Source organism: Pseudomonas cistanchae (assembly GCF_054483635.1).
In genome coordinates this window covers 366,204-380,287 of the sequence record NZ_JBTLWN010000005.1, presented here as the reverse complement: position 1 = coordinate 380,287, position 14,084 = coordinate 366,204, and the positions used below count along the sequence as shown (strand labels likewise).

Sequence of the window (14,084 nt, the reverse complement as noted above, 5' to 3'; positions counted from 1 at the left end):
TTATACCGATTGTCTTGCCGGCCTCTGCACCTACGCAGCTGGCCTGCGTGGCAACTGAGGGCTGAGCATGATCGATTCACATCGCTGGCTATGGATGGCTGGGCTGTTGCTGCTCGGCTGGTTGCTGTACCTGCTGCATCCGATCCTTTCGCCGTTTCTGATAGGCGTGCTGCTGGCATACCTGGGCGACCCGCTGGTCGACCGCCTTGAGCGCTGGAAACTCTCGCGCACCTGGGGTGTGGTGGTGGTGTTCGCGCTGTTCAGTCTGGTGCTGGCGGCCATGTTGCTGGTACTGGTCCCCATGCTCGGCAAGCAGTTGGTGCGTCTGTATCAGCTGGCGCCGCAGATGCTCGACTGGATGCAGAGCGATGCGCTGCCCTGGGTCCAGCTGCAGTTAGGACTGGCGGAAGACTTCTGGCGTTTTGATCAGCTCAAGGTGGCGTTTTCCGAACACCTGGGCGAGACCACTGACATCGTCGGCATGCTGTTGTCCCAGGCCACTGCGTCGAGCCTGGCCTTGCTGGCGTGGCTGGCCAATCTGCTGTTGATTCCGGTAGTCAGTTTTTACCTGATGCGCGACTGGGACCTGCTTGTAGCCAAGTTGCGCGGGTTGTTGCCGCGCAGCCGCGAGGGCCTGGTGGTCAAGTTGACCAGCGAGTGCCACGAAGTATTGGGCGCGTTCTTGCGCGGCCAACTGCTGGTCATGCTGGCGCTGGGGATCATGTACGCCTGCGGCCTGATGCTGATCGGGCTGGAGCTTGGTCTGCTGATCGGTCTGCTGGCCGGGCTGGCCAGCATCGTGCCTTACCTCGGTGTTGTCGTCGGCTTGGGCGCTGCGTTGACCGCCGGGCTGTTCCAGTTTGGCGGTGACTTCTACCCACTGCTGGCGATTGCCGCGGTATTCATGGTCGGCCAGATGCTCGAAGGCATGCTGCTGACGCCCTGGTTGGTGGGTGATCGGATCGGCCTGCACCCGGTCGCGGTTATTTTCGCGATCATGGCGGGCGGGCAGCTGTTCGGCTTCACCGGCGTGCTGCTGGCCCTGCCGATTGCCGCGGTGATCATGGTGCTGGTGCGTCATCTCTACGACTTCTACAAACTGTCCGCGCTCTACGGGGAGTCTGTCGAAACCCCGGACGAACCCAGCCGCCCAGCATGACGCCCGTTCAACTGCCATTGGGCGTGCGTCTGCGTGACGACGCCACCTTCGCCAACTACTACCCCGGCGCCAACGCGGCGGCGCTCGGTTATGTCGAGCGCCTGTGCGAAGCGGAAGCCGGCTGGACGGACAGCCTGATCTATCTGTGGGGCGCCGAAGGGGTTGGTCGTAGTCATCTTTTGCAGGCTGCCTGCCTGCGCTTCGAACAACGCGGCGAGCCGGCGGTTTATCTGCCGCTGGCCGAGCTGGTCGAGTACGGGCCGGCGTTGCTGGACAACCTGGAACAGTGCGAGCTGGTATGCCTTGACGATCTGGACGCCGTGGCGGGCAGGGCTGACTGGGAAGAGGCGCTGTTCCACCTGTTCAATCGCCTGCGCGACAGTGGCAGGCGCTTGTTGCTGGCCGCCGATGCCTCGCCGCGGGAGCTGCCGATCCAACTGGCGGACCTGCAATCGCGCCTGACCCTGGCACTGGTGTTCCAGCTGCAGTCACTGTCCGATGAAGACAAGTTGCGCGCCTTGCAGCTGCGCGCGTCTCGTCGTGGCTTGCACCTGGGAGACGACGTCGGCCGCTTTATCCTCACCCGCGGCGAGCGCAGCATGAGCGCGCTGTTCGCCTTGCTCGAACAACTCGATCAGGCATCGCTGCAGGCCCAGCGCAAGCTGACCATCCCCTTTCTCAAAGAAACCCTGGGTTGGTAGGGCACTTAACCTACAACCCTGCGTGAAGCTCTGCCATAAACTGCTCGATTGCTCTTGCGCACGCCTGTGGTCTGCTTTGCAACAGGAAGTGCGGGCCATCAATCGTTATCTGCCTTAGGTGGCTGCAACAGCGGATCACACTGTCCTGCGCGTTGCGATCAACTAAACGGTCGTAACGCGGGAGCAGCTGCAGCGCAGGCATATCGAGTCGCGGCTCAGGTTCCCGCAGTTCGCTGAGGCTTTGCAGGCGGGCCCGCAGCAGTGGCGTTGAGGTGGCCTGTATCTCGTTGCGCAGCAGTTCTATTAGCGCCGGATTGGCGTGATCACCCAGACAAAACATGTGTATCGCCCAGTCGCGCGTCAGAATGTTGCGCGGCAGCGGTAGATAACGCTGTATCGACAGTAGGGGATGTGGCCGGCGCAGAAAGGACGCCGCGAAAATCACGCCGCTAAGACCCGGTGGCTTGCGAAGCGCCAAGCGATAGGCCAGCGGTCCTGAGAACGACTCGCCAAGAAGCACGAATGGCGTTTCACCAAGATCGCCAGTCAAGCGGTCTGCCAGTGTCTCGTAGTCTTGGTCGCAGTCCGCCGGCAGACACAGCGCCTGTGCGCCCAGCTTAGGGTCCAGGTGCTCAAGCAATGGTGCGAACAAGCTGCTACTGCCATTCAAGCCTGGCAGTAGCAGCAAACGCGGCATCAGCTTTCGCCTGCCAACTTGCGGTCGTATTGAAAACGCCAGCGGGTGTACATCAGGGCAGCGCAGAACAGGCTGAAACTGAGCAGGGTTTCCAGCCAGCCGAACAGCGCCTTGGACGGATCGAAAGCGGCCAGCACGCCCTGGATGAAGTACAGATTGACGACGAAGCAGGCCCAGGCATGGGCGCGGGCGTTGCCGAGAATCAACCCTGGGGCGAGCAGCAGCAGCGGCACCAGCTGGAATATCAGGATGACCCAGAGCAGCTCGCCAGGAATGTTGGCAAATATCAGGTTCCAGACCAGCAGCAGCGCCGCCAAGGCGAAAAAGCTCAGCAAGGTGACGGCGCGGCTGATGGCCATGCGCGGTTTCAGCCAGTCCAGAGCGGGCAGGGGCTTCGGGGTTTTAGCCACGGGTCGGCTCCAGTTTGAGGGCGGTTTTCGCCAGGCGCTGGCCGAGTGCGCGGCACAGGCTGATTTCGTGTTCGTCGAGCGCGCGCTTACCGTCCGCCCCGGCATGATGGCTTGCGCCATACGGGGTGCCGCCGCCGCGGGTCTCCAGCAAGGCGGACTCGCTGTACGGCAAACCGGTGATCAACATGCCGTGGTGCAGCAGGGGCAGCAACATGGACAGCAGGGTGGTTTCCTGGCCGCCATGCAAGCTGGCGGTGGAAGTGAACACCCCGGCGGGTTTGCCGATCAGCTCGCCGGTCAGCCACAGGCTGCTGGTGCCATCGAGAAAATACTTGAGTGCTGCCGCCATATTGCCGAAGCGGGTCGGGCTGCCAAGAGCCAGACCTGCGCAGTTCTTCAAGTCATCCAGGCTGGCGTAAAGCGCGCCCTCGGCCGGAATGTCGGCCGCAACGGCTTCGCATTCGCTCGAAACGGCCGACACTGTGCGCAGGCGCGCTTCCATGCCGGCCATTTCGACGCCTCGGGCAATCTGCTTGGCCATTTCAGCGGTCGCGCCATGGCGGCTGTAATACAGCACCAGAATATAGGAGGGCATCACGGCAGAATCTCCAGGATTTTCTCCGGTGGCCGGCCCACCATCGCTCGCGCGCCTGCCACCAGAATCGGGCGTTCGATCAGCTTCGGATGCGCAGCCATGGCGGCGATGAGTTGAGCGTCGCTCAGGCTGGGGTCGGCCAGATTGAGGGTCTGGTATTCGTCTTCGCCGGTGCGCAGGAGCTGGCGTGCGGCAATTCCCAGTTTCGCGAGCAGGTCTTTGAGTTGCACAGCGTCGAGCGGCGTTTCCAGATAGCGCACCACGGTCGGTGCAAGGCCGCGTTCTTCAAGCAACTGCAAGGCGCTGCGGGATTTCGAGCAGCGCGGGTTGTGATACAGGGTCAGATCGGTCATATGCAGGTCGCATCTTGCCTCGGGTGGCGGCTATTCTACCCGCGTCGTGGCCTGAGGCTGAAACCTATGGGGCCGTTACGCGAAATCGAGCTGCTGGTTGGTCGTAAGGAGAGTGCATGCTACAGCGCGTCAACGATGGGATGGATTTCTGGCGCTTCCTTATACGGCGCTTTATTGCGGATCGCTGTATCAATAACGCGGCAGCTTTGACCTACACCACGCTGTTCGCGGTGGTGCCGATGATGACCGTGACCTTTGCCATGCTTTCGGCGGTGCCGGCTTTTCAGGGCACGGGCGAGCAGATCCAGAGCTTCGTGTTTCGCAACTTCGTCCCCTCGGCCGGGGAAATGGTGCAGCAGTACCTGAGTGATTTCACAACCCAAGCTCGCCAACTGACCTGGATCGGTGTGGTGGTGCTGGCGGTTACCGCGTTTCTGATGTTGGTCACCATCGAGAAGGCGTTCAATACCATCTGGCGCGTTCGCCAGCCCCGCCGCGGCGTATCGAGCTTTCTGCTGTATTGGGCAATTCTGAGTCTGGGGCCGATTCTGCTAGGCAGCGGTTTTGCGATCAGCACTTACATCGCCTCTCTGTCGCTGATCTCGGGGCCCGATGCACTCATGGGGCTGAAGGTGGTACTGAGCTTTATGCCGGTGCTGTCGAGCGTTGCCGCGTTCACGCTGTTGTATGCCACGGTGCCCAACGCTCAGGTTCGCCTGACCCACGCGCTGCTCGGCGGATTCTTTACGGCGGTGCTGTTCGAGGTGGCGAAGGAGCTGTTCGGGCTTTATGTGCAGATGTTCCCGGGCTACCAGTTGATTTACGGGGCGTTTGCCACCGTCCCGTTGTTTCTTCTGTGGATTTACCTTTCCTGGCTGATCGTGCTGCTCGGCGCGGAGTTGGTATGCAACCTTGGCACGCCCCATCAATGGCGCAAGCGAGCCCTGCCGAGGTTGCTGGTGATGCTGGGCATCCTGCGGGTGTTCCATGTGCGCCAACAATCCGGGCTGAAAATCCGCTACCGCGATGTGCAGCGGCAGGGCTGGCTGTTACCGGAGTACGAATGGGAGGAGATGCTGGAATTTCTCGAGCAGCAGCATCTGGTTGCCCCAACGGGCGCCGGGATGTGGGTGCTGAGCCGCGACCTGGGCCATTACAGCCTGCAGCAACTGCTCAGCAAAAGCCCATGGCCGCTGCCGCAACTGAGTCAGCTTCCCGAGCACCTGGACGAGCCGTGGTACCCCGCACTGAAGATTGCGCTGCAGACGCTGCATGATCAGCAGGATGCGCTGTTCGGGGAAAGCCTGGCTCAGTGGCTAAGCACACCTAAAGAGTGACAAAAAACGTCATATTCGGCGTGGTTATCGATTGCTCGGCATTTGGGCGGCACGGTTAGGCGGGCAAAATGGCAAACGGATGCTGGCACGGTTTTGGCAATCTGCTATCAACAGATTGAATCAGGCTGCCGGAAGAGCAGGGATTAGCGAGGCTCAATGGACACTATGAAAACCAATAATGCCGCGATATTGAAGCTGCATCAGCGCGACCCCCAGGAAGCCCTGGAGCGGTTGAACCGTATTACCGGCCTGCATTTCAGCCAGTGGCCTGAATCCCTGGTAGCAGACGTACAGCAGACGCAAGTGTGCGAGGCGGCCTCGCAGGTTATTGCCGAAATAAAGGTGCGCGCCTCCTGAAAAGCAAAACCCCGCGATTAGGCGGGGTTGCTGTGCTGCCTTTATCGACTCAGGCCAGCGCTTGGCGACTGTCGTCCTGCGCCATTTCCACGGCCTGGACGAACAATTCCTCTACCACCAGGCTTTGCGTTGGCACCGCTGAACGCAGGCAGACCTGCATGTCTTCGATCTTCTGCTTCACCGGCAAGCGAGCGATGCCAGACAGCAGGATCTTGTTGTGCGCGCTGACTTTGCCGTGGTCCACCGGCACCTCGCGGCGTTGGCCGCCATCGCGGTAAGTCACCAGCAATGACACCGGCAATGTGGCGAGGCCAGGCAGCTGTAACCAGGCGGCGATGTTGTATTCGGCGACGCGGCCTTCATAGGGGGTGACCAGGAAGCGCGCGACATCGACGATGCGCGATGGCACGGGACCGATCAACTTGTCATGGGCTTGGGTCATGGTCACACATCCGGGCTGATAACGAGGCAAAGCAAACGCTTGGTGAAGTATAAGCGCGACTTTGCCGACGAAACTGTGCACTCGGCCGACGCTCGGCGTGACTCCGCTCGCAGTTTCGCTGTTTTATCCCAGACGCATGGGATGGCGGCTGACCAGCGCGGTGGTGAGATTGGCTGGAGGTAAGGGCATGGCAGCCTGGCTGTTGGTGCTGGCGAGTTGCAGCCAGAAGTTCTCCCCTGCAACGAACTGATCATTAGGCAGCCAGAGGCCATGATGCCAACCATTGCCCGGTGTCGGGGTGCTTTGCAGTATCCCAGGATGGGCCTGCGCACTTGGCGCCCGGCGCAGCCAGACCGGGCGCGGCAGGCCTTTCAGATAGCGCAGACCCAGGTGCAGGCCGTCGACGCTGAGGTGGCGCCAGCGCACCAAGGCCAGGGTCGGCGTCGTGCTGCTGGTCAGCAGCAACACCAATTGGCCGACTGCCAGCAGGGCGGCATGATCGGCGTTGCATAGCAGGCGAGTGCCGCCCGAACTGGTATCGAGTATCTGCGCGCGGGTCAGGCTTGGCCGTTTTTCCAGCAGTTGCGCATGAATGTCCGTCAATCCGATGTTCAGGTTGCATTCGACTGCCTGCTCCGCGCGTTCATAGCGACGCTGCTGGCGGCCAAGCCAGTGTTGCTGCACCTGCTCAAGCAATTGGCGTTCGGCGTTGGTTTGCAGCGGGGCAGGTTCGTGAAGTGCGATCAATAACGCGCCAAGCTCAAAGCGGCGTAGGTAACGGGAGTCGCTGCTGGGCATCTGCGCCAGATTCAGGCATGGCTGAGCTTCTGTCAGGTCGACGACCGGGCCCTCAATGTCATCCTCCTCATCCCAGGGCAGCAGCCGTGGCGTTTCGGCAAGCCGTGCCAGTGCGCCAAACAGCACCACGCACTGGCCGTCCGCCAGGTGAAAAGGGTTGCTCAGCGACAGCAGCAGCATCTGCTGGTAAATGCCACGCAAGGTGGTCGCCGGACTCGGCTGAAACGCCGCTGCCACGTGTTCGTCCAGACACTGCTGGTGCTCGCCAATCCAGTACAGCAGGTGGCTGTCGCGCCACAGACTCGGGGGCGGTTCCTGGTACAGCTGGTAATGGCGGAGCAGGGTCTGGGCGAGAAAGTGCTGCGCCATGTACAGGCACCAGGCGAGGTGCGGAAGCGAGGGTTGCCGACCTTGAAGAATCTGTAACAGCAAACGCTTGAAACCGACCGCCAGTTCGCTGCACAGGCGCACGAACAAACTCGATGGCGGCGTGTCGCTACGATAGACCGCGGCGTAGTGGCGATACTCTTCGCTGAAGCTTTGCAGCGCGCGCTGTCTTTCGAGTAAGGTCGTGACGCTGCGGTTGAGCCGAAACAGCAAGCTGAGCACTTCCTGCAAGCCATTTTCCTGGGGCTGCAAACGGGCTTGAATCAGCTGCTCGTTCAGATCGGCGAGGGAGATAGTCTCTCCTTCGAGAACCTCCGGCACTTCAAGGCGCATGGCATCTAGCGTCATACCAACCCTGCGTGGGCGAGGATCGAAAGCATGGTATTGCGACTCCGGGCGTTCAAATTTGCGGGAATTCTCGCCGGTTTAATCTTGGCAGGCTGCTCTGAAGAGGTCGGTATCGATCAGCATGGGCAAAAGGTAGCGGCTGAGCGTCTGGAAGGCCAGTGGTTGGTGATTAATTACTGGGCGCAATGGTGCGCGCCATGCCGTAGCGAGATCCCCGAGTTGAATACCCTGGCTGGGCAACTGGCCGATCAATCGGTCACGGTGCTCGGTGTCAACTTTGACGGCCTGCAGGGCGATGAGCTGGCCAAGGCGTCGCAGGAACTCGGCATCGAGTTCACCGTGCTTGCCGAAGACCCGGCGCCGCGATTCAACTTGCCGCGCAGCGAGGTGCTACCGGTGACCTATCTCGTCGACCCGCAAGGGCAGATGCGCGAACGCCTGCTTGGGGAACAGACGGCCGCTGGACTTACCGCACGTCTAACCGAATTGAAAGCGAAGGAGTAGAGCTATGGCGCGGCGCTGCATGCATGGGTACGTCAGCGGTCAGGTTCAGGGCGTGGGGTTCCGCCAGCACACGGTTACCGAGGCTGAGCGCCTCGATCTCGATGGCTGGGTGCGCAACCTGGCTGACGGACGCGTCGAGGTCCTGTTCGAAGGCGATAGCGATGCGGTTGGTGAGCTGGCTACGTGGCTGGAGACGGGGCCGGCAAGCGCCCAGGTCAGTGCTGTGGAACTGACCGAGCAGCCGCTGCAGGGGATCGCCGGATTCATCATGCGCCGCTGAGCCTCACGGTCGACGACAGCTTAGGGTTTGACGTACCAGTAGTCGTGCCAGAAGCCGATCACCTTTGCCGGGTACGCGGATTTGCCCAGGCTGCCGTTATAGCGCGCCAGCGCTCGACTCAGGTTGCCGTTCTCCTTCTTCAGGTAAAAGCTGAGGATGGTGCAGCCATAGCGCAGGTTGGTCGCGTTGTCGGTGAGGTTGTCCTGAGGGCGCCCTAATTCGGCTTTCCAGAATGGCATGACCTGCATCATGCCTTGCGCCCCAACCGATGAGATGGCAAAGCGATCGAAATGGCTTTCGCTGTGGATCAGTGCTACCACCAGGTCGGGACGAAGTCCGGCTTTGCTGGCTTCCTGGTGCACCAGCCGGAGAAATGTGAGGCGTTCTTCAGGCTCGGGAATGTAACGCGTCAGGCGGGTCGACATGTCGAGCAGCCAGACTTCTGCGTCGAACCTGTCCGCGAAGCTTGCGGACTCGGCGACGGTGCGTTGCAGCAGGCTGCGCAGCTCAGGTTCGGGGGCCTGGCGCACAGTGGCATGGCTGGAAGTACCGAATAGCAGGATTGCCAGCAGCAGGACGACGCGCGAGCCCATTGCCGTCTAGTCGTTGCCGGGGTCGGCGACTAAGCGTCCGGCGTCACGGGTCAGTGCCTTGAGAAAACTGTCCTGCAGCTCGGGATCATTGCGGGTCAGCTCGATCAGGCTTTGTTCAAGCTCGCTCGCTTCCTCTTCCAGGCCCAGTTCCGACAGACGTTTCACCCGGTGTACCCACTGCTCGACGTCATCGTCTTCCAGGTCGTCGTAGATGAGGCCGTGGGCCTCCAGCAGCTTGCCGCGCAACGTATGGCTGACCAGCAGGCTGGCTTCCGCCTTGGCGCTGCTTTGCGGGTCTTCGATGCTTAGCAGCAAGGTGCCGACGCGGCTGATGTCCTGCTCGGCGAAAGGGCCATCAAGCAGGTTGAGGCGCAACACACCGTTTCGATCCGTCAGCAATTCATGGCTATTTTCACCTGCCTTGACGGTGACGGTGCGTTCGGCCCAGGGCAGGCTGGAGTATTCCATCCGTGCGTCCTGGCGCTGTTCGTCGAGTGCGGCGAGATTCTGTTGCGAGCGGCCGTTGGATTCGACGTTGAGAAGCGGATTGAGGCCGGCGAAACCGTAGCTGATCCAGTCCTTTGTCACGCTGTCGGGCAAGCTGCCGAGCAGCGCCACATTGAGCACGTTGGCACCGATACCCGCCACTACTGCAACTGCGCCCAAAGGTACCTCATACAGCTCGCGCCAAGGCTGGTAAGGGGTGTAGCGGTCGTAGCGGCGGGTGACCGCGAAGGCCGTGACTTCAAAGGTCTTCTGTTCATGCACGCGCACGCGCCGTTGTGGCAGCTCCAGGACCCGCGGCTCACCGACATCAATCTGCAGGCTGTGGTCGAGCAACTTGCGCTCGACGCGCTCCTCGTGTTCGCTGCGCTGGGGCAGCTGATTGGCGCAACCGCTAAGTAAAAGTGCGGCGCCGAGTGCGGCGCCGACCGGACGCAAGATGGTTCGCTTGAACATGACGACTCTTGATTAAGACTGGATCAACGGCACACGCGCGCTTGGATGAACGACATGATCTCGGTCGCGGCAACCACTTGAGCATCGGTATCCTGACGGCTCTTGTACTCCACATTGCCTTCAGCCAGCCCGCGATCACTCACCACAATGCGGTGCGGAATGCCGATCAGCTCCATATCGGCGAACTTGATGCCGGGGCTGGTTTTCTTGTCACGGTCATCGAGCAACACCTCGTAACCCGCGGCGGTAAGTTGCGCATACAGGCTATCGGTAGTTTCGCGTACTGCCTCGGTTTCATAGCGCAGCGGCACGAGGGCGATCTGGAAGGGCGCCAGCGCATCGTTCCAGAGAATGCCGCGCTCGTCGTTGTTCTGCTCAATGGCTGCGGCCACTACCCGCGATACGCCGATGCCATAGCAACCCATGGTTAGCGTGACCGGCTTGCCGGATTCGCCCAGAACCTGGCAGTTCAATGCCTGGCTGTACTTGGTGCCCAGCTGGAAAATATGCCCGACTTCGATGCCGCGCTTGATCTCCAGAGTGCCGTTGCCATCGGGGCTCGGATCGCCCGCCACCACGTTGCGCAGGTCGGCTACTTCGGGAAGCGGCAGGTCGCGCTCCCAGTTGACGCCCAGGTAATGCTTGTCGTCGATGTTGGCGCCAATTGCAAAGTCGCTCATCAGTGCCACGGAGCGATCAACGATGCATGGCAGCGGCAGGTTCAGTGGGCCCAGGGAGCCGGCGCCCGCACCGATGGCCGCACGCAGCTCCGCTTCCGAGGCGAACACCAGCGGGCTGGCAACCTGTTGCAGATTGGCCGCCTTGATTTCATTTAGCTCGTGATCCCCGCGAATAATCAGCGCGATCAGTGTTCCGGCTTCTGCGCCGTGTACCACAAGTGTTTTAACGGTTTTCTCGATCGGCAGGTCAAACTGGGTAACCAAGTCGTCGATGGTCTTGCAGTTTGGCGTTTCGACCAGACGCAGCGATTCACTGCCAGCCGCACGCACGGTTTCTCGCGGTATGGCTTCGGCCTTTTCAATGTTGGCCGCATAGTCCGAGCTGTCGCTAAAGGCGATATCGTCCTCGCCTGAGTCAGCCAGTACGTGGAATTCATGGGAGCCGGTGCCGCCGATGGAGCCTGTATCAGCCTGCACCGGGCGGAAGTTCAGGCCCAGGCGAGTAAAGATGTTGCAGTAGGCCTGGTGCATGCGGTCGTAGGTTTCTTGCAGCGATGCCTGGTCGACGTGGAAGGAGTAGGCATCCTTCATGATGAATTCGCGGCCGCGCATCAGGCCAAAGCGCGGGCGAATTTCGTCACGGAATTTGGTCTGAATTTGGTACAGATTGATCGGCAGCTGCTTGTAGCTGTTCAGCTCATTGCGTGCCAGATCAGTAATCACTTCCTCGTGGGTCGGACCCGCGCAGAAGTCGCGACCATGGCGGTCTTTCATGCGCAGCAATTCCGGGCCGTACTGCTCCCAGCGACCCGATTCCTGCCACAACTCGGCAGGCTGAATGCCGGGCATCAGCACTTCAAGAGCGCCCGCGGCATTCATTTCTTCGCGTACGACCCTTTCAACCTTGCGCAGCACGCGCAGACCCATCGGTAGCCAGGTATAGAGGCCGGAAGCAAGTTTGCGAATCATCCCGGCACGCAGCATCAACTGGTGGCTGATCACGACGGCGTCGGACGGGGTTTCTTTAAGAGTGGAGAGCAGAAACTGACTGGTACGCATGTTTGGCCGTTTTGTCGGTTGCGAGGGCTTTCGGTAGGCCGGCATTGTACGGTGCCGATACAGTGACGTACAGGTTGCTGGGTCTGAGTGGAAGAACACGTGGGGGAAGCAAAAGTTATGTCGGGACTGACGGCTGAGCAAGTGCAGGCGCTGATACGTGCGGGGTTGCCAATGGCCGAAGATATCAACCTGTGTATCGATAGGCTGGATGCTAATGGCGTGCTAGCACGAGTACCTTTTCACGCTAAGCTGGTGCGGCCTGGGGGTACATTGTCTGGACCGACCATCATGTCGCTGGCTGATGCTGCGATGTATGCAGTGGTTCTAGGTAGGCTAGGGCGGGTGGAGATGGCGGTAACCTCAAATCTCAATATCAACTTCTTGGTCAAACCTAAACCGGTGGACCTGCTGGCTGAGGCGCGGATTCTTCGGTTAAGCAGGAGGCAGGCTGTTTGCGAGGTTTCGCTTTATTCGGCAGGGAATGAAGATGAGTTAGTTGCGCATGTCACGGGAACATATGCGCTGCCGCTTTAGGTTCAATAAGCAATCCAAATAAAAAAGCCCGGCATAAGCCGGGCTTTTCACATCGCTAACAAAAAACCGCTAAATTACAGAACGCTCAGCGGGTACTCGACGATCAGGCGGGTGTCATTCAAGTCAGAGCTGTAATCAGCATTGTATGCGTCGTTGGCGCGCCAGATAGCGTGACGAACACGGAAGGAGAGATCCTTTGCAGCGCCATCTTGAATAACGTACTTGGCTTCGAAGTCCCACTCGTGCTCTTTGCCTTCTTCGCCCGAGCTGGTAGCGATATCTTCACCAGTGATGTAGCGGCTCATGAAGCTCAAGCCTGGTACGCCGAAGGTAGTCATGTCGAGGTCGTAACGAGCCTGCCAGGATTTTTCATCTTGACCATCGAAATCAGAAAACTGAACCGAGTTGTTCAGCCATACAGTGCCACCGCCATCGACAACGCCGTAAGAGTAGCGAGTGTCACCGGAAGAACGCTGGTGGGCCAGGGTAAACTTATGGGCGCCAAGGCTATAGGCAGCTGCCAAGCTCCAGATCTTGTTATCGATCTCGCCAGCCAGCGCATCACCTTCATCGGTAGTGCGGTAGGCATTGAAGTCGAAGTTCAGCGACTGCTCTTCAGCCAGCGGCAGGGTGTAGTTCAAGTTCAGGTAGGTCTTCTTGTGATAATCCTCAAAGTTGCCATGGTGAATGGCTGCATTGAAATTATCAGTGAAGGCGTAGCTGGCGCCGACGATGTCGCCTTCGGTCAATTCAACGGTGTCGCGATCAGAAGAGGCTTGGCTGCTCAGGGCAGTGAAGCGACCGGCGCTGAGTTCCAGGCCTTCGATTTCGTTGCTGACCAAGTAGGTACCGGTAGCGACTTCCGGCAGGATGCGGCTGTCGTCGGTCGAAAATACTGGGCTGCCGACAAACATGTTGCCGTGTTTGAGTACGGTATCGGAAACACGGAACTTGATTGCGCCACCGACTTCGGTCTGGGTGTCATCGCCACGGCCGTCGCTGGTTTGATCAAACAAGCCATTACCATACTTACCACGACCGCCGTCGATTTTGATGCTGGACAGCGAGTGTGCGTCCACGCCAACACCTACGGTGCCTTGGGTGAAGCCAGATTCCAGCAGGAGGCGGATGCCCAGGCCGGTTTCTTCACGGTAGCCAGCTGGGTTAGCGGAAGTGCTTGCGCCGTTGGTGCCGCCATTACGGAAGTCACGGTTCATGTAGAGGGCGCGATTGAAGATGTTGAAGCTAGTATCTTCGATAAAGCCTTTGGACTCGGATTGGCTCGAGGCGGCTGCCATTTGGGTAGTGCCCGCGGTTACTGCGAGGGCGATAACGCTCCACTTCATCACTTGCATCGTGATTGCTCCTTGGTTTTAGAAGAGTTGCGCCGCCCATCTGATTGTTGTATGGACAGCTCTTTCTTTTTGTGTCGGCGGTAACTTATAGCACGCAGCCGGTTATGGCGATAGTTGGAATCTATTCGATTGAAATTCTTATCGTTTGTGTCGCAAAAGACGAAAAAGAATGTCGCATTTTTGTAGATTCCACCGTGCTGTACCCCGACGGGCGTATGTGTCAGGTCTGCTGCACGCTAGTGCTTGGCACCTCTTAAAGATTAAGCAAAAATCGTGCTCAAGGTTGAATCCTTTCAGCTTATTTTTGCTGCGTCTTGTCAAAAGGGCAACCCCAACTGCGCTGCAGCTCATCTGGTCTGTTGATTAGCACGGTTGGAGCCTTGCAGGGGAGCGTGAGGTCGAGCAGTTAGCGTTGTAGTTGTGAAGGTGCAGATGGCTGGGGAAGCTCATTTGTAACCTCAGACGGTTTTGTGCATTACGGGAAGAAACAAATTGGTGCACGCATTCGGTAAAGGCTGTTGTTGTTGGTGCGTGA

General features: G+C 59.6%; 17 protein-coding genes. 7 read left to right on the top strand and 10 right to left on the bottom strand.

Annotated elements, in window-relative coordinates:
- Positions 1-67: 67 nt before the first annotated feature.
- Both ACX0MV_RS16225 and hda read left to right on the top strand, forming a co-directional pair.
- A complete protein-coding gene (locus ACX0MV_RS16225) occupies positions 68-1,159 on the top strand; it encodes an AI-2E family transporter (protein ID WP_458983537.1) in 1,092 nt (363 codons plus the stop codon).
- Positions 1,156-1,860 (top strand): DnaA regulatory inactivator Hda, encoded by a 705-nt coding sequence (gene hda / locus ACX0MV_RS16220; protein ID WP_458983536.1) that lies wholly within the window; start codon positions 1,156-1,158, stop codon positions 1,858-1,860. The genes ACX0MV_RS16225 and hda overlap by 4 nt, the downstream gene beginning before the upstream one ends.
- 10 nt (positions 1,861-1,870) lie before the next feature.
- On the opposite strand, the gene ACX0MV_RS16215 is transcribed toward hda, so the two are convergent.
- Genes ACX0MV_RS16215 through arsC form a run of 4 tightly spaced genes read right to left on the bottom strand, consistent with a single transcriptional unit; the run spans position 1,871 to position 3,915 of the window.
- Positions 1,871-2,557 carry an alpha/beta fold hydrolase gene (locus ACX0MV_RS16215; protein WP_458983535.1) on the bottom strand — a complete coding sequence of 229 codons (687 nt, stop codon included), beginning with the start codon at positions 2,555-2,557 and terminating at the stop codon, positions 1,871-1,873.
- Positions 2,557-2,967, bottom strand: coding sequence for a DUF2069 domain-containing protein (locus tag ACX0MV_RS16210; protein WP_458983534.1), 411 nt, complete (start codon positions 2,965-2,967; stop codon positions 2,557-2,559). The genes ACX0MV_RS16215 and ACX0MV_RS16210 overlap by 1 nt, the downstream gene beginning before the upstream one ends.
- Positions 2,960-3,562 carry an NAD(P)H:quinone oxidoreductase gene (gene wrbA / locus ACX0MV_RS16205; RefSeq protein ID WP_458983577.1) on the bottom strand — a complete coding sequence of 201 codons (603 nt, stop codon included), beginning with the start codon at positions 3,560-3,562 and terminating at the stop codon, positions 2,960-2,962. The genes ACX0MV_RS16210 and wrbA overlap by 8 nt, the downstream gene beginning before the upstream one ends.
- Positions 3,562-3,915: an arsenate reductase (glutaredoxin) gene (arsC, locus tag ACX0MV_RS16200; protein WP_458983533.1), complete on the bottom strand. Its 354-nt coding sequence runs from the start codon at positions 3,913-3,915 to the stop codon at positions 3,562-3,564. Before arsC ends, wrbA begins: the two co-directional genes overlap by 1 nt.
- 116 nt (positions 3,916-4,031) lie before the next feature.
- Here arsC and ACX0MV_RS16195 point away from each other — a divergent pair, with 116 nt between their 5' ends.
- On the top strand, positions 4,032-5,252 hold the full coding sequence (locus ACX0MV_RS16195; protein ID WP_458983532.1) for a virulence factor BrkB family protein: 1,221 nt from the start codon (positions 4,032-4,034) through the stop codon (positions 5,250-5,252).
- A gap of 165 nt (positions 5,253-5,417) precedes the next feature.
- Positions 5,418-5,609 (top strand): hypothetical protein, encoded by a 192-nt coding sequence (locus ACX0MV_RS16190; protein ID WP_458983576.1) that lies wholly within the window; start codon positions 5,418-5,420, stop codon positions 5,607-5,609.
- A gap of 49 nt (positions 5,610-5,658) precedes the next feature.
- Here ACX0MV_RS16190 and ACX0MV_RS16185 read toward each other — a convergent pair whose 3' ends face one another.
- Entirely contained in the window at positions 5,659-6,051 is a 393-nt protein-coding gene (locus tag ACX0MV_RS16185) for a hypothetical protein (RefSeq protein WP_458983531.1), read from the bottom strand.
- A gap of 123 nt (positions 6,052-6,174) precedes the next feature.
- Entirely contained in the window at positions 6,175-7,584 is a 1,410-nt protein-coding gene (locus ACX0MV_RS16180; RefSeq protein WP_458983530.1) for a PilZ domain-containing protein, read from the bottom strand.
- Between the two features lie 30 nt (positions 7,585-7,614).
- Here ACX0MV_RS16180 and ACX0MV_RS16175 point away from each other — a divergent pair, with 30 nt between their 5' ends.
- Both ACX0MV_RS16175 and ACX0MV_RS16170 read left to right on the top strand, forming a co-directional pair.
- A complete protein-coding gene (locus ACX0MV_RS16175; RefSeq protein WP_458983529.1) occupies positions 7,615-8,088 on the top strand; it encodes a TlpA disulfide reductase family protein in 474 nt (157 codons plus the stop codon).
- 4 nt (positions 8,089-8,092) lie between these two features.
- Positions 8,093-8,368, top strand: coding sequence for an acylphosphatase (locus ACX0MV_RS16170; RefSeq protein ID WP_458983528.1), 276 nt, complete (start codon positions 8,093-8,095; stop codon positions 8,366-8,368).
- 20 nt (positions 8,369-8,388) lie between these two features.
- Here the strand turns inward: ACX0MV_RS16170 and ACX0MV_RS16165 are convergent, their stop codons facing one another.
- From ACX0MV_RS16165 to ACX0MV_RS16155, 3 genes are read right to left on the bottom strand one after another with little or no spacing between them, the layout of a single operon-like run.
- Positions 8,389-8,961: a transglycosylase SLT domain-containing protein gene (locus tag ACX0MV_RS16165; protein ID WP_458983527.1), complete on the bottom strand. Its 573-nt coding sequence runs from the start codon at positions 8,959-8,961 to the stop codon at positions 8,389-8,391.
- Between the two features lie 6 nt (positions 8,962-8,967).
- Positions 8,968-9,921: a hypothetical protein gene (locus ACX0MV_RS16160; RefSeq protein ID WP_458983526.1), complete on the bottom strand. Its 954-nt coding sequence runs from the start codon at positions 9,919-9,921 to the stop codon at positions 8,968-8,970.
- Between the two features lie 23 nt (positions 9,922-9,944).
- Positions 9,945-11,660, bottom strand: coding sequence for a proline--tRNA ligase (locus ACX0MV_RS16155; protein WP_458983525.1), 1,716 nt, complete (start codon positions 11,658-11,660; stop codon positions 9,945-9,947).
- A 126-nt stretch (positions 11,661-11,786) separates the two neighbouring features.
- On the opposite strand from ACX0MV_RS16155, the gene ACX0MV_RS16150 reads away from it, so the two are divergent.
- A complete protein-coding gene (locus tag ACX0MV_RS16150) occupies positions 11,787-12,194 on the top strand; it encodes a PaaI family thioesterase (protein ID WP_458983575.1) in 408 nt (135 codons plus the stop codon).
- Positions 12,195-12,268: 74 nt separating this feature from the next.
- On the opposite strand, the gene ACX0MV_RS16145 is transcribed toward ACX0MV_RS16150, so the two are convergent.
- Positions 12,269-13,549 (bottom strand): OprD family porin, encoded by a 1,281-nt coding sequence (locus tag ACX0MV_RS16145; protein WP_458983524.1) that lies wholly within the window; start codon positions 13,547-13,549, stop codon positions 12,269-12,271.
- Positions 13,550-14,084: the final 535 nt, after the last annotated feature.

Bases quoted from the DNA above. Each gene is read 5' to 3' on its own strand.
- ACX0MV_RS16225 (WP_458983537.1), top strand. From the start codon at position 68: ATGATCGATTCACATCGCTGGCTATGGATGGCTGGGCTGTTGCTGCTC.
- hda (WP_458983536.1), top strand. From the start codon at position 1,156: ATGACGCCCGTTCAACTGCCATTGGGCGTGCGTCTGCGTGACGACGCC.
- ACX0MV_RS16215 (WP_458983535.1), bottom strand. From the start codon at position 2,557: ATGCCGCGTTTGCTGCTACTGCCAGGCTTGAATGGCAGTAGCAGCTTG.
- wrbA (WP_458983577.1), bottom strand. From the start codon at position 3,562: ATGCCCTCCTATATTCTGGTGCTGTATTACAGCCGCCATGGCGCGACC.
- arsC (WP_458983533.1), bottom strand. From the start codon at position 3,915: ATGACCGATCTGACCCTGTATCACAACCCGCGCTGCTCGAAATCCCGC.
- ACX0MV_RS16195 (WP_458983532.1), top strand. From the start codon at position 4,032: ATGCTACAGCGCGTCAACGATGGGATGGATTTCTGGCGCTTCCTTATA.
- ACX0MV_RS16190 (WP_458983576.1), top strand. From the start codon at position 5,418: ATGAAAACCAATAATGCCGCGATATTGAAGCTGCATCAGCGCGACCCC.
- ACX0MV_RS16185 (WP_458983531.1), bottom strand. From the start codon at position 6,051: ATGACCCAAGCCCATGACAAGTTGATCGGTCCCGTGCCATCGCGCATC.
- ACX0MV_RS16180 (WP_458983530.1), bottom strand. From the start codon at position 7,584: ATGACGCTAGATGCCATGCGCCTTGAAGTGCCGGAGGTTCTCGAAGGA.
- ACX0MV_RS16175 (WP_458983529.1), top strand. From the start codon at position 7,615: ATGGTATTGCGACTCCGGGCGTTCAAATTTGCGGGAATTCTCGCCGGT.
- ACX0MV_RS16170 (WP_458983528.1), top strand. From the start codon at position 8,093: ATGGCGCGGCGCTGCATGCATGGGTACGTCAGCGGTCAGGTTCAGGGC.
- ACX0MV_RS16165 (WP_458983527.1), bottom strand. From the start codon at position 8,961: ATGGGCTCGCGCGTCGTCCTGCTGCTGGCAATCCTGCTATTCGGTACT.
- ACX0MV_RS16160 (WP_458983526.1), bottom strand. From the start codon at position 9,921: ATGTTCAAGCGAACCATCTTGCGTCCGGTCGGCGCCGCACTCGGCGCC.
- ACX0MV_RS16155 (WP_458983525.1), bottom strand. From the start codon at position 11,660: ATGCGTACCAGTCAGTTTCTGCTCTCCACTCTTAAAGAAACCCCGTCC.
- ACX0MV_RS16145 (WP_458983524.1), bottom strand. From the start codon at position 13,549: ATGCAAGTGATGAAGTGGAGCGTTATCGCCCTCGCAGTAACCGCGGGC.